Below are 12,970 nucleotides of genomic sequence, written 5' to 3'. Positions count from 1 at the left end.
GGCGATACCGATCACACGAATGCCTGCCTGCCGCCGACATGCGAGGCGAACCGCGCCGCCTCGCATGGTGTCGCTCGTCATTTGCTCAATGGATTTCGATGGCAATGTCTTCCGGGGAAGGCGCGGTCTTGATCAGACCCATCTCCTGCATGAACGCGCCGAAGCGGGCGTAACGCGTCCGGTCGAGCGCGGCCGGGCGCTTGGCGAAACGCGGCAGCGTGTCGAAGAAGGCCGTACGGTTCAGTTCGTCGTCGAGGTTGGGATAAGCCTTGATGAAGAGCTGCCACGCTTCCTGCGGGTGGTTGGTGATGAAGATCGACGCCTGCTCCACGGCCGCCAGGAACCGCGGCAGCCTGCCGTCCTCGGCAAGATCACGGCGGGTGACGAAGATCAGCTCGTCATAGGCCGGGACGCCGTGCTCTTCCGGAAAGAAGGCGCGCCCCTGATGGCCTTCGAGCTTCATCTGCGTCAGCTCGAAATTGCGGAATCCGCCGAGCGTCGCATCCACCTTGCCGCCGATCAGCGAGGGGGAGAGCGAGAAATTGACGTTGATCAGCTCCACGTCGTCGTTGCTCAGCCCTTCCGACGCCAGCATCCGCTTCAGCATGGCGTCCTCGAAGCCGGTGACCGAGAAACCGACCTTCTTGCCTTTCAAGTCCTTGAGGCTCTTGATCGGGCCGTCCGCAAGCACGGTCACCGTGTTGAGCGGCGTTTCGACGAGCGTGCCGAAGCGGACGAGCGGCAGGCCCGCTTCGTGGTCGAGATAGAGATTGGGCTGGTAATGGACGCCGATATCCGCCTGACCGGCGGAGACGAGGCGCGGCACGGCGGAGGGATCGGACGGCGGGATGAGCTCGACGTCGAGCCCCGCTGCGGCGAACAGCCCCTGTTCCCGGGCGACCACCATCGGCGCATGGTCCGGATTGACGAACCATTCCAGGAGCACGGTGAGCTTGTCGGCCGCCTGCGAGGAAACGGGTGCCAGCGCGCCTGCGAGCGCGACGAAGGAGGCAAGAAGGATGCGGATCATGATCGGGATTTACTCCTTGATGTGAACGGGGATGCCGGATCGGCTTCGCTGGCCCACGGGGCGAGGCTCGCCGTCAGCCGGTCGATGAGAAGCCTGAGGATGAGGGTGAGGATCGCAAGCACCGTCATCGCCGCGAAGACGACATCGGTCTGCATGCGGGCATTGGCCTGGACCATCACGAAGCCGAGGCCGCCGGAGGCGCCGACCCATTCGCCCACGACCGCGCCGAGCGGCGCCAGCGGCGCAGCGACCCGGAGGCCGGATACGAGATGGGGGATCGCCAGCGGAACGCGCACCCGCACCAGCGTCTGCCAGTGCGTCGCGCCTTCCAGTGAGACGGCGTCGAGGATTTCCCGGTCGGTGCGGCGAAGGCCGTCAGCAAAGGCAGAGGCGACGGGGAAGAAGATGATGATGGTCGTCATCGCCACTTTCGAGGCCAGGCCGAAACCGAGCCAGAGAACGAGGATCGGCGCCAGCACGAAGACGGGAAACGCCTGGACGACGAGGACCATCGGCCAGACGAGACGGCTGAGCCGCGGCAGCGCCGCAACGCCGAAGGCGATCGCGATGCCGAGGACGGAGCCGATCACCAGCCCCAGCGCGATCTCCGTCAGCGTGACGGCGCTGTTCTCCAGCAGAAAGCCCGGCTGGCGCAGGAAGGCGGAAACCACCGCGACCGGCGACGGCAGGATGTAGCGAGGCGGAGAGAAGACCGAGATGCCGGCCTGCCAGAGGGCAAGGAGCACGGCAAGGCCGACGGCCGCATGGGAGGCGCGCATGGGTTTGTCAGGCGCGGCGGCGGGCGGCCGGCGAATGTCCGACGCGGGAAAGATGCATATGTGTCATCGGTCGATCTCCAGATGTGCCAATCACGGAGATCCAGGTGAAGCGGAGAAGAGAAAATGCCGTCGGGTGACGTCCGTTTCCGTTCCTACGCCGGCATGACCCGGATCAGGTTCAAGGGTCCGGCTCACCGCCATCTCAGCATCGTAGGATGCCCCCCTCGGAATTCCGCGAAACTGTCGGTTTTCCTGAGAACTGTCAATGGGTGTGGCCGATCACCGGCCGGACGGGAAAGCAGGCCGGCATGGACGGTCAGCCGCCGGGCCGGAGAAAAATGAGAGAAAACTCGAATGTGATGAAAAAAGATCGCGAGCTCGTCGTCTTTGGCATCGGAGCGCATCCAGGACGACATAGACGGGTTAAGACGAGTTCGCTTCCATGAGACATCAACTCCATCTGCCGCCGGGCGAGGCAATGTTCATGCCTTTCGCCGATCGAAAACCCTTCTTGCCGAAACCGGCCACCTAGAGCCCTACCCGACCAGCGGCACACAGGTGCCGGCACCGACCGGGAGCGGATGGCTACGCCCGTTCCCCGTCATCGAAGCCGAAACAGACGAGCAATGCGCGATCCTTTTTATCGCGTGCCGGGGATGGAGACCATGCAATCGTCCAGGCAAGCCGCCGAAGCTGCCACGTTCCAGAGTTTTGCAAACTGCTACCTGCGGGAGGTCAATCCCGGCACGCCGGTCGTGCACCGCATTCCTGCCGGATCGGTCGAATGCATCGAATGGTCCCTGCCGCGGCAGCAGACGCTGCTGCGGGCGGAAATCCTGTCGGCCTCCCTTTGCGGTCCGCAGCATTTCGGCAGGCTATGGGTGCGGGCCGTGTCGGACGCGGCCTGGCGGCAGGCCGAACCGATGTCCGCCCTCCACCTCCTCATCCATGAGGCCTACCGCCAGATGGAAGACGGTCGGACCGATGCCCTGCGCACGTTCGAACTCGAGCTTCTGATGCGCGTTCTCGACAGCTACCAGCAGATGGCGCTCTATATCGAGAAAGCCTCTCCGCCGCCGCAGGACGAAGGACATTTCATCGAGGCGGAGCAGTCGCTCGTCTTCGGTCACTGGCAGCACCCGACGCCGAAGAGCCGGCAGGGCATGACGTTCTGGCAGCAGGAACGGTACGCTCCGGAACTGCGCGGCCAGTTCAGGCTCCACTACTTCGCCGCAAGGGAAAGCCATGTGCGCCAGGCTTCGGCGCACGGGGCGGACGTGCAGGAGATCGTCCGCTCGCAGCTCGGCAGGTCCGGCAGCGATGTCGGGGCCGGCAGCGATGAATGCCTTATCCCCATGCATCCGCTTCAGGCGGAAGCGCTGCTTCTCGACCCGGACGTGCAGGCGCTGCAGCGCCGCGGCAGCCTGCGCCATATCGGCCCCGCCGGCCCCCTCTTCACCGCGACCTCCTCCGTCCGCACGGTCTACAGCGCCCACGCGGACTGGATGCTCAAATTCTCGCTTCCCGTCAGGATCACCAATTCCGTCCGCATCAACCGCCGTCAGGAGCTGGAAGCGGGCGTGGCGATGGCAAGGCTGATGCATCGCATCGGCTTTGCCGAACGGTCGGCGAATTTCCGCATCATCCACGACTCCGCCTATGTCACGCTCGACATGCCGGGTCGAGAAGAAAGCGGCTTCGAAGTTATCCTTCGCGAAAACCCGTTCAGGGGCGACGGCGCGCGCGGCGTGGTCACCGTCGCCGCACTGACCGCCGACCCGCTTCCCGGAGAGATCTCGAGGCTGGAGCGCCTTGTCCGCAGGTTTGCCGCCAGACGTGCCGACAGCCTGTCCGACGCTGCGCTCTCCTGGTTCCGGCATTATTTCGATTGCGCCGTGGAGCCGCTGATCCGGCTCTACGACGACTACGGCATCGCGCTGGAAGCCCATCAGCAGAACAGCCTTCTCGACATCGGCGCGGGTTATCCGACAGCCGGTTACTATCGGGACAACCAGGGCTTCTATCTTTCCGAGCGTTACCGCAGCCTGCTTGCCGGCCATGTGCCGGAGACGGAAACGATCGCTTCCCTGTATTTCCCGGACAGCGAGATCCGCGACCGCTTCGCCTATTACCTGATCGTCAACCAGGTCTTTTCGGTCATCAGCCGCATGAGCCATGACGGCCTCTGCGACGAGAGCGTGCTTCTATGCGCTTTCAGGGGCCATCTGGAACGATGCGCGGAAAAGATGACCGGAGCCGGGAAGGATTTCGCGCGGCATGTCCTCGACCTGCCGACGATCGCCTCCAAGGCCAACCTGACGACGCGCCTCTTCGATATCGACGAGCTGCAATCCGACGGCACCCATACCCTTTACCGGCAGGTTCCGAACCCGCTGAGGGTTCCGATGGTGCTGGCGGCCCCGAGGACGAGCCATGCCATTGCCTCTTGAGATACCGGGACGGCCGCATGACCGCGTGCTGCGCCAGCTCGTGGCGGCGCTGCTTTTCGAAGGCATCGCCGATGCGCGGGAAAGTGCCGGCGAAGGCCCGAGGCAATTCCACTGGTCGCTCGGCGGCCGGCAGTTCCGGTGCCGCGGCACGGTCGGCCCCTTCGGGCGGATCCGTGTCACGGAAGGCTCCGTCGAAATGCAGGCCCTTCATGGCGAATGGGAACCCGCCTCGCTCGGCGCGATCGTCACGTCGCTTCCCGGCACCGGCATCTCGCGCGGGAAACTTCTTCGCGAACTGGAAGAGACGATCGCCCTCTGCGAATGGAACCATCGCAATCTTCCGCCGCGCGTCCGCCGTCACATGACCTTTACGGAGCTGGAAGGCGCGTTGGACGAAGGGCATCCCTACCATCCCTGCTACAAGGCACGCACCGGTTTCTCGATCGCCGATCACGCGGCGTACGGGCCGGAGACCGGCAAGGCCTTCCAGCTCGTCTGGCTGCTTGTCGCACGAAAGCATCTCCGCCAGGCGCTTCCCGGCAGCGAAAAAGCCTTTTGGCTGGCTGAACTTGGCCAGGAAACGTGGGAAAAAATCCAGATTCGGCGGCAGGAACTTGGATTGCCCGACGAGGAATTCGGGCTTGTGCCGCTGCATCCCTGGCAATGGCAGAAGTTGCGTGAAACCCTGCTTTCGGACTGGATCGCCGTCGGCGAAGCCCATCATCTGGGACCGATGGGCGACCGTTATGTCGCGACCCAATCGGTGCGTTCGCTGCTCAATGTCGACCGGCCGCTGGCGGCGAGCGTCAAGCTCCCGATGAACATGGTCAACACCTCGTCGAAGCGCATCCTCGAACCGCATTCGGTCTGCACCGCGCCGCCTCTCTCGAACTGGATCGCCGGCATAGTCCAAAGCGATCCGGCCTTCGTCAAAGAATATCCACTCGTCATCCTGCGGGAATATGCCGGGATCATCGCCGATGCCGGAGGGCCGCTGGCGGGCCAGATCGGGGCGATCTGGCGCGAGAATGCGGAAGCCTCGCTTCTGCCCGGCGAGGAGATCGTTCCGTTCAACTCCCTGATGATGGTCGAGGCGGACGGACGGCCGTTCGCGGACGAATGGATAGAGCGCTTCGGCCTCATGCCGTGGATGAACCGGCTCCTGGAAATCGCCGTCCTGCCCGTCTGGCACCTGCTCGTATGGCACGGGATCGCGGTGGAAGCGCATGGACAGAACATGCTGCTCGTGCACCGGGACGGTTGGCCCGTGCGCCTCATCCTGCGCGACTTCCACGAGAGCGTGGAATTCTCCCCCGGCTTCCTGCGCGAGCCCGAGAAGGCGCCCGACTTCCTGTCGATCAACCCGCTCTATCGCGAGGCGGAGCCGGATCAATACTACTGGACGGACAATCTCGATTCGCTCCGCGAACTCGTGATGGACACGCTCTTCGTCTATAACCTGAGCGAGATATCCCACCTACTCGATGTCTGCTACGGCCTTCCGGAATTCCGCTTCTGGCAGCGTGTCGAAAGCCTGCTCACGTCCTATGCGAACGAGCGGGGCATGCGGCGGCGCCAGGCCGAGCTCGGGCACGACCGCCCACTCATCCTCACCGAATCCCTGATCACCCGAAAGCTCCTCGCGCTGAAGGCGGAATATCACCACGCGATATCCAACGCCTTGGCCGAAAGGACGTCCGAACGAAGGAGGAAGCCATGATCCGGATCGACGGGCGGCTCTATGACCGCCCCTATTTCGACGATGCATCGAACCGCATCGCCGAACAGATAGGCCTCCACGAGAACAGTACCGGCCGCTACGCCGTCTGCTTTGGCGACACCACGGAATGGCTGTCCTTCTTCTTCGCCATCCGCAAGGCAGGCGCCAGCGTCCTGCCGATCCATCCGGGCACACCCTATGCCGCGGCCCGCAAGCTTGCGCTGACCGCGAACTGCGACCGGCTTTTCCATAACGGCATGACCGCCGAAGTGCTCGACGCACGGGAAGAGCCGCCGTCACCGGGCCGGCTGCTGCATATGAGCTCCGGCACGACGGGGGCTGCGAAGTGCATCGCCCGCAGTTGGGAAGAGATCGACCGGGAGGTCGAAAGCTATGTGCGCACCTTCCGCGAGCCCGAGGGCATGACGCCGGTCATCGCCTGCCCCACCACCCATTCCTACGGGTTGATCTGCGGCATTCTCGTCGCCCTGAAGCGCGACCAGGTGCCGGTCATCGTCGAGACGGCCAATCCCAAATATCTCCTCAAAGTGCTGCGCGAGACCGATCGCCCGCTGCTCTATTCCTCGCCGGCGATCCTGCATACGCTCTCCCGGCTTCTGCCCGAGGGGGAACGGCTTTATGCGGCCATGACCTCCGGCACGCTGCTGCCGGACCCGTGGTTCACGCAGATCCGTGCCAAAAGCGAGCATCTTTTCCAGCAATACGGCTGCTCGGAATCCGGCTGCATCGCCATCAATCCGGATGTCCGCGCCGCCGGCGACATGGGCTTCGTTCTGCCTCACCTGACGGCCGCCGCCGGAACGGGCGCCGAAGACGCCGGCGAGATCGTCGTGCAGAGCGAAGGCGGCGCCCCTATCCACACCCGCGATCTCGGCTACCGCCGGGAAGACGGCATGCTGGTCTTCGTGTCGCGCATGGACGACATGATCAACGTCTCCGGCCTCAACGTCTATCCCAAGGATGTCGAGGACGCGGTCATGGCCATGCCGGCCGTCACCGACGCCGTCGCCTTCCGCAAGAGCGACCGGTTTGCCGGGGAACGCGTTGCGCTCCTCTACAGCGCCAGCCGGCCGGTTCCGGCGCAGGACATCCGCGAATGGTGCAGCCGCCATCTCGCCAGCCATCAATTGCCGATGGAAATGATCCAGGTCGCGGAAATCCCCCGCCAGGCGAACGGCAAGATCAGCCGCCGCGAGGTGGCGGCCCGCCATGCGGCGGGCGAATTCAATACAACGGCGGCAGGAGTTGCCTCATGACACGCGAAGACGTTCTCGATGCGATCCGGATCGTGCTTTCCGAGCACATGTCGCATGCGCATATGCAAGGTTTCGGTCCGGAGGCGCGCCTCAACGAGGATCTTTACCTCGATTCCGTGCTGATCCTGCAGATCTTCCTCAACCTGGAGCTCGAATACGGCCTCGCCATGCCGGAAGAGGCGATCGCCCGGCAGGAGATCGAGACCGTGGCCGACCTCGTTTCGCTCTACGTGCCGAAACCCTCCGCCACGCCCGTTCCCTCCTTCCCCCTGACCGGCGGCACGACGGATGAAGGCGTGCATGGCGAGGCCTATTACGACATCAAGGTACACTGCTTCGTGAGCTGCGTCTGCGACGGCCTGAAGCGGCGGAGCCTCGATCAGCGACCTTTCTATTTCGGCGTCTGGGATGCGAAATTCACCGTCGGCGACCGCTTCCAGCTTCTCTACCATTCGCCGGAGATCACCCAGGAGTTCTTCCGGAGCTGGTTCCAGCGGCTCTACGGCGTCACCGTCCGCGAATGGTACGACCCTCGAAAAACCAAGCTCGAAAATCTCGCCGTGCTTCTCGATCTGGTGAAGAACCGTCCAGATACCGGCTCGGTTATGGTCATGCTCGACATGTTCCACCTCCCCGAGCGGGAGAACAAATTCAACCAGAACCCCTTCCCGCATTACCTGATGCTGCAGGAAACCGCCGATCCTCAGAAATGGTTCGTGCACGATCCGGACTACCGCTGGGAAGGCGAGATCGAACGGGAAAAGGTGATCCACGCGATCATGCAGCCGACGGTCGGCGGCGGTTACGTCTTCGACAATGCTGAGGCGCGGACACCGGACGCGGAAGACATCAAGGCCTATTTCGAGGCCTGCTTCGTCGAGGACAGGAACCCTATCGTCGATGCCGTCCGCGATATCGTCGCCGCCCATCTCGGAGGCCGGGATGGCCTGACGCTTGCGGACCTTGCGGCGGCGGTGCGCGAACTGCCGGTCATCACCATCCGCAAATACGCCTACGAGCATGGCTTCGCCTTCTTCTGGCGCGCCCTCAAATTGCCGGCGGCGGAATTCGAAACATGGTGCGAGGAGATCGAAGCGCTCGTCCAGTCGTTGAAGGGCCTCCACTATGCCTGCATGAAGCTCGGCCAGACGGGCGACGGGGAGCAGGCGGATGCGGTATTCGAACGGCTGGACGAGGCCGATCGACTGGAGCGGAAGCTGAAGGGCAGGCTCGGAGAGGTCTCCGCCCTGTGGTGCGACCGGAACGTCGCGGCACCCGTTACCGCACTCAAGAGAGCCGCTGGTTGAACGCAAGCCCGGGCGGCCTCTTCGCTCTTCCTGTCCATGCCCCGCCGCTGACGCACCCGCGGCGGCGGGCCGTCATGTCTTTTCCATTGTCATCTTAATATGACTATTGTAATCAAGTTTTTGATGATAGATATGCGTTCCGCATGGCAAACCATCCGGACGTGTCATTCGTATCACGAACTCAGCTCCCATACGTCTCGGCGCGTGGACTGGCCGCATATTGAACGAAAACCGATACTCCAATCAGATGACTTTGGAAGCAGACAACCGACACAGCCTCTATCTCGCCCACCGGTCGGCCCTGGTCGACTATGCAGCGCGTATCCTGGGCTCTCGGGAAGCAGCCGAAGACATCGTGCAGGAAGCCTATCTGCGTTTCGCCCCCGGCCGGGCGACGACGGAATCGGCGCGCCAGAAGGTTGCCTACCTCTACCGCATCGTCCGCAATCTCTCCTTCGACGTGCTGAAGCGCCGCAGGATCGAGCATCGCGGGCATGCGGAGGATCCGCCTTTCTGGACGGTGCCGCAGTCGGCCGAGACGCCCGAACAGGCGGTGATGTTCTGCGACGAGGTGCGCATCGCGGCCGGCGTGCTCGCCTCGCTTCCGAATGAAGTCCAGGTCGCGGTGGAAATGTACCGCTTCGGCGGCCATACGCTCGAAGGCGTCGCGGACCATCTCGGCATCTCGGTCGCGACGGCCCATCGCCATGTACGCACCGCCATGGTGAAGATCGCAACGGCGCTCGATAGAAAAAATTCCTGAACAATCGCGGCCGACGAAAAATCCGCACGGGTCAATCGTTCCTACGCATGGAAGAAAAATTCGGATAGAAGCGACGGGACATCCGAAGCAGGTACGATTTGACACGCAACGGCGAAACAGACGAAGAGATTCTCGAAGAGGCGATGGACTGGTTCCTGCGCCTCAGGGCGTCGTCCCGTGCGGCGGATGGCGACGGCGGTTTCGCCGTCTGGCTCAACCGGTCGCCGGCGCACCGGGATGCCTGGCTGAAGGCCTGCAGGACCTGGGAGCTGATGGGCGAGACGACGCCGATCCACGAGGATCTCTGGCGTCCGGGACGCCAGGCGAAGACCCTGGCCGCCCGCCGGCGGCGGCGCGCCTTCGGCGTCGGTGCGGCGATGGCTCTGGCGGCCTGTCTTGTGCTGGCGCTCGCCGGCCCCTCCCTCCTCCTCCGTTACCAGGCCGATTTCAAAACGGCGACGGCCGAGCTCCGCACGGTCACTCTGGAGGACGGCAGCACGGTCGAACTCGGGGCGGCGAGTGCGATCGACACGGATTTCGCAGGCGGATCCCGGCATGTGACGCTGCTTGCCGGCGAAGCGTTCTTCGACGTGACCCACGATCCGGCCCGCCCCTTCGTGGTCACGGCAGGCGGCGTGAAGGTGACCGTGCTCGGCACCGCCTTCGACGTCCACATGACGCCTGAGGACACCACGGTCGAACTCGCCCGCGGCGTTGTCGGCCTCACGGTGACCGGCGCGCCGCATACATTCGAGCTTTCGCCGGGAGACACGGTGACGGTCCGCCGCGACGACGGCCGGATATCGCGCGGCAGGCTGGCGCCGGAGGACATGGCCGCCTGGCGGAACGGCCGGCTGTTCGTCAACGACGTGACCATCGCCTCCGTCGTCGAGGCGCTGCAGCGCTACCATCCCGCCTGGATCAGCATCCCGAGCGGCGATCTCGCCGGCCGCCGCGTCACCGGACTTTACGACCTGTCCAACCCCGACCGGGCGCTCGAAGCGCTCGTCCAGCCCTATGGCGGCAAGGTGCACCGCATCTCACCCTATCTCCGGGTGCTCGCGCTCTTTTAGCACGATTAAGATTTTCTGAATTTTTTCGGGCAGCGGTGAAAAAAGCGCCGGGCGTGGTCGTCTTTACGCTGAACGCAGGCCGGGGGGCCTTGGCGGATAAAGCGTAGCAGGAGACGGGGCGGATGATTTTGCCGGTAAGCGGAGTGGCATGCGGAGTTCGGACGAAGCGCAGGTATAGGGCCATCGCCTTGCGATTGATGGCGACCGTGGCAACCGCCGCGATCTTCGGGGCACCTGCCCTCCTCTCTTCCGCCATGGCGCAGACCGCGACGCGCAGCTTCGACATCCCCGCCCAGCCGCTTGCCTCGGCTCTGAATGCCTTCGGCCGCCAGTCCGGCCTGCAGGTGACACTCGCCGCCTCCACGTCGCGCGGCATCAGCGCGCAGGCGGTCAGCGGCAGTCTCACGCCCGACCAGGCGCTCGCCCGCCTGCTGGCCGGCACCGGCGTCTCCTACCGGATCGCCAACGGCACGGCCGTCATCGGTGCTCCCGCGCCCTCCGCAGGTAACCTCCCGGCGGAAGGCGCAACCACCCTTCGCCCGATCGTCCTGCAGGGCCAGCCGGGCGCGGAAGGCGACATCGGCGAAACGGTCATCGGTCCCGAACAGCTCGAACGGATCAATCCGACCGACCTTGCCGACGTTTTCCGCCAAGAACCCGGCGTGCAGGTCGGCAGCTCGCTTCCCATGTCGCAGAAGGTCTATGTCCACGGCGTCGAGGAAACCAATCTCGCCGTCAGCATCGACGGCGCCCGTCAGAACAACAAGGTCTTCCACCACAACGCCACCAACCTCATCGACCCGTCGATCCTGAAGGCCGTGGATGTCGATGCCGGGATTGCGCCGGCGGATGCCGGGCCTGGCGCGCTCGCCGGTGCGATCAACTACGAGACCAAGGATGCGATCGACCTCCTGGCGCCGGGCCAGTCGATCGGCGGCTTCGTGACCTCCACCTACAATTTCAACAGCGAGACGGTGACGACTGGCCTCTCCGCCTATGGCCAGCACGACGGTTTCGAGTTCCTCGGCTACTTCACCTTCGGCAAGGGCAACGACTTCCATGCCGGCAACGGCGACGAGGTGCGTGGTACGAGCACCGATCTCCTGAGCGGTCTCGGCAAGATCGCCTACGAATCCGAAGAAGGCCACCGCTTCGAGATCAGCCATGACCGGGTCGTCGACGACGCGCCTCGCCCGTTCCGGCCGAATATCGGGGAAATCCCCGGCCGCCCGATGTGGGAACCGCGCATCCGCGACATCAGGATAGACCGGCAGAATACGGTCTTTACCTATACGGATACATCACCCGAAGGCTGGTGGGACCCGACGATCATGCTGGCCTACAGCGCGACGGAGGTCGAGACGCTGGGTTATGCCTGCCCGCGCGGCTGCCCTCCCCCGTCGATCCCCACGACCTATCCGTCGATCGGCGAAACGTCGAGCTTCAACGGAAAGTTCGAGAACAAGTTCTCGTTCGATATCGGCAATATCGTCGCGGGCGTCGACTTCTACAGTGACCGCGCCAAACTCGATGCCGAGAGCACCGCGCTCGGCTTCTCCGATTCCGGGCGCGAAAAGGCGAGCAATGTCGGCATCTACGCGCAAGCGAGATTGGAACCCTGGGAGCGGACGAAGCTTTCCTTCGGCGCACGCGCCGATCATCAATGGTTCACCGGCGTCGACGGGTCCGAGTTCGACCATGGCGGTCTCAGCGCCAACATCTCCGGCGAATACGACCTGACGGATTTCCTGACCGCCAAGGCGGGCTTCTCGCATGTCTGGGCCGGCATTCCGCTTGCCGAGAACTTCATCATCAACCCCGCATGGGACTACGGGCCGGACGGTCCGGACGTCGTCACCGCCAACAACTATATGTTCGGCCTCGAAGCCAGACATGAAGGCTTCACTGCCGAGGCCAGCGTCTTCCGGACCGACATCTTCAATGCCCGTGACGCCAGCTACAACCCCGCGGCCGGGGGAGCGCTGGTGAGCCGGGACGTGGAATCCAGAGGCTTCGAGATCGGCGTCGGCTACGAGTGGACGAACAGCTACGTGAAGATCAAATATGCCCATATCGACGTCGATATCGACGATGCTCCGGCTGATTCCGATGCGGGCAATTATCTTGCGACACCGGTCGGCGACATCATCACCATTACGGCCGCGCATACTTTCGCCGATTGGGGCCTGACGATCGGCGGCGATATCGAGCTCGCACCGAAATACGATCACGTCGTGGCCGGCACACCCGCTTACAAGGCTTACGAAGTGGTCAACGTCTTCGCCGAGTGGAAACCGGAAACGCTGCCGAACTTCACCTTCCGGGCCGAACTGAAGAACGTCTTCGACGAAACCTATGCCAACCGCGCCACCTACGGTCAGGAATTCGGCACGGTCAACCCGCTCTACGAGCCCGGCCGCAGCTTCCTCCTGACGGCGAAGGCGACGTTCTGATGGCGGAGGGGTGCTGCTTCATATGGCGGCACCTCTTCTTCCGGTTTTCGATTCCGGTTTTCGATTGTGCGGCGCCTTCCGGCGAGTATAAGTGGAGCGTGAAATTCAAGAAGGAGTG

The 12,970-nt window shown here is 63.8% G+C and carries 9 protein-coding genes and 1 riboswitch; of the genes, 7 read left to right on the top strand and 2 right to left on the bottom strand.

The annotated features are described in order from the left end of the window. Positions 1-85: 85 nt before the first annotated feature. Both QTA58_RS13350 and QTA58_RS13345 read right to left on the bottom strand, forming a co-directional pair. A complete protein-coding gene (locus QTA58_RS13350; protein ID WP_289669211.1) occupies positions 86-1,030 on the bottom strand; it encodes an ABC transporter substrate-binding protein in 945 nt (314 codons plus the stop codon). Continuing rightward, the gene (locus QTA58_RS13345; RefSeq protein ID WP_289669210.1) at positions 1,027-1,809 is read right to left on the bottom strand and encodes an ABC transporter permease; all 783 of its coding nucleotides are present in this window, start codon (positions 1,807-1,809) and stop codon (positions 1,027-1,029) included. The genes QTA58_RS13350 and QTA58_RS13345 overlap by 4 nt, the downstream gene beginning before the upstream one ends. A 132-nt stretch (positions 1,810-1,941) precedes the next feature. After that, a riboswitch (TPP riboswitch) is annotated at positions 1,942-2,044 on the bottom strand. A 430-nt stretch (positions 2,045-2,474) separates the two neighbouring features. On the opposite strand from QTA58_RS13345, the gene QTA58_RS13340 reads away from it, so the two are divergent. The 7 genes from QTA58_RS13340 (at position 2,475) to QTA58_RS13310 (ending at position 12,852) form a co-directional block, all read left to right on the top strand. After that, positions 2,475-4,259, top strand: a complete 1,785-nt coding sequence (locus QTA58_RS13340; protein ID WP_289669209.1) for an IucA/IucC family protein — start codon at positions 2,475-2,477, stop codon at positions 4,257-4,259. Further along, a complete protein-coding gene (locus QTA58_RS13335) occupies positions 4,243-5,979 on the top strand; it encodes an IucA/IucC family protein (protein WP_289669208.1) in 1,737 nt (578 codons plus the stop codon). Before QTA58_RS13340 ends, QTA58_RS13335 begins: the two co-directional genes overlap by 17 nt. After that, positions 5,976-7,256, top strand: a complete 1,281-nt coding sequence (locus tag QTA58_RS13330) for an AMP-binding protein (protein WP_289669207.1) — start codon at positions 5,976-5,978, stop codon at positions 7,254-7,256. The genes QTA58_RS13335 and QTA58_RS13330 overlap by 4 nt, the downstream gene beginning before the upstream one ends. Then, a complete protein-coding gene (locus QTA58_RS13325) occupies positions 7,253-8,563 on the top strand; it encodes a DUF6005 family protein (protein ID WP_289669206.1) in 1,311 nt (436 codons plus the stop codon). The genes QTA58_RS13330 and QTA58_RS13325 overlap by 4 nt, the downstream gene beginning before the upstream one ends. A gap of 247 nt (positions 8,564-8,810) precedes the next feature. Continuing rightward, on the top strand, positions 8,811-9,326 hold the full coding sequence (locus QTA58_RS13320) for a sigma-70 family RNA polymerase sigma factor (protein ID WP_289669205.1): 516 nt from the start codon (positions 8,811-8,813) through the stop codon (positions 9,324-9,326). 98 nt (positions 9,327-9,424) lie between these two features. Then, entirely contained in the window at positions 9,425-10,399 is a 975-nt protein-coding gene (locus tag QTA58_RS13315) for a FecR family protein (protein ID WP_289669204.1), read from the top strand. Positions 10,400-10,596: 197 nt separating this feature from the next. Continuing rightward, complete coding sequence (locus tag QTA58_RS13310; RefSeq protein WP_289669203.1) at positions 10,597-12,852, top strand: TonB-dependent receptor; 2,256 nt, start codon at positions 10,597-10,599, stop codon at positions 12,850-12,852. The last annotated feature ends 118 nt before the right edge of the window (positions 12,853-12,970 follow it).

The sequence above is a fragment of the Neorhizobium sp. CSC1952 genome, assembly GCF_030378245.1.
Lineage (GTDB): Bacteria > Pseudomonadota > Alphaproteobacteria > Rhizobiales > Rhizobiaceae > Neorhizobium > Neorhizobium oryzae_A.
The sequence above is the reverse complement of the archived record's forward strand: the minus strand, read 5'-3'. Positions and strand labels throughout refer to the sequence as shown.

Coding starts and splice junctions, on each gene's coding strand:
- QTA58_RS13345 (WP_289669210.1), bottom strand. CDS start 1,809: ATGCGCGCCTCCCATGCGGCCGTCGGCCTTGCCGTGCTCCTTGCCCTC.
- QTA58_RS13330 (WP_289669207.1), top strand. CDS start 5,976: ATGATCCGGATCGACGGGCGGCTCTATGACCGCCCCTATTTCGACGAT.
- QTA58_RS13310 (WP_289669203.1), top strand. CDS start 10,597: ATGGCGACCGTGGCAACCGCCGCGATCTTCGGGGCACCTGCCCTCCTC.
- QTA58_RS13350 (WP_289669211.1), bottom strand. CDS start 1,030: ATGATCCGCATCCTTCTTGCCTCCTTCGTCGCGCTCGCAGGCGCGCTG.
- QTA58_RS13335 (WP_289669208.1), top strand. CDS start 4,243: ATGCCATTGCCTCTTGAGATACCGGGACGGCCGCATGACCGCGTGCTG.
- QTA58_RS13340 (WP_289669209.1), top strand. CDS start 2,475: ATGCAATCGTCCAGGCAAGCCGCCGAAGCTGCCACGTTCCAGAGTTTT.
- QTA58_RS13320 (WP_289669205.1), top strand. CDS start 8,811: ATGACTTTGGAAGCAGACAACCGACACAGCCTCTATCTCGCCCACCGG.
- QTA58_RS13325 (WP_289669206.1), top strand. CDS start 7,253: ATGACACGCGAAGACGTTCTCGATGCGATCCGGATCGTGCTTTCCGAG.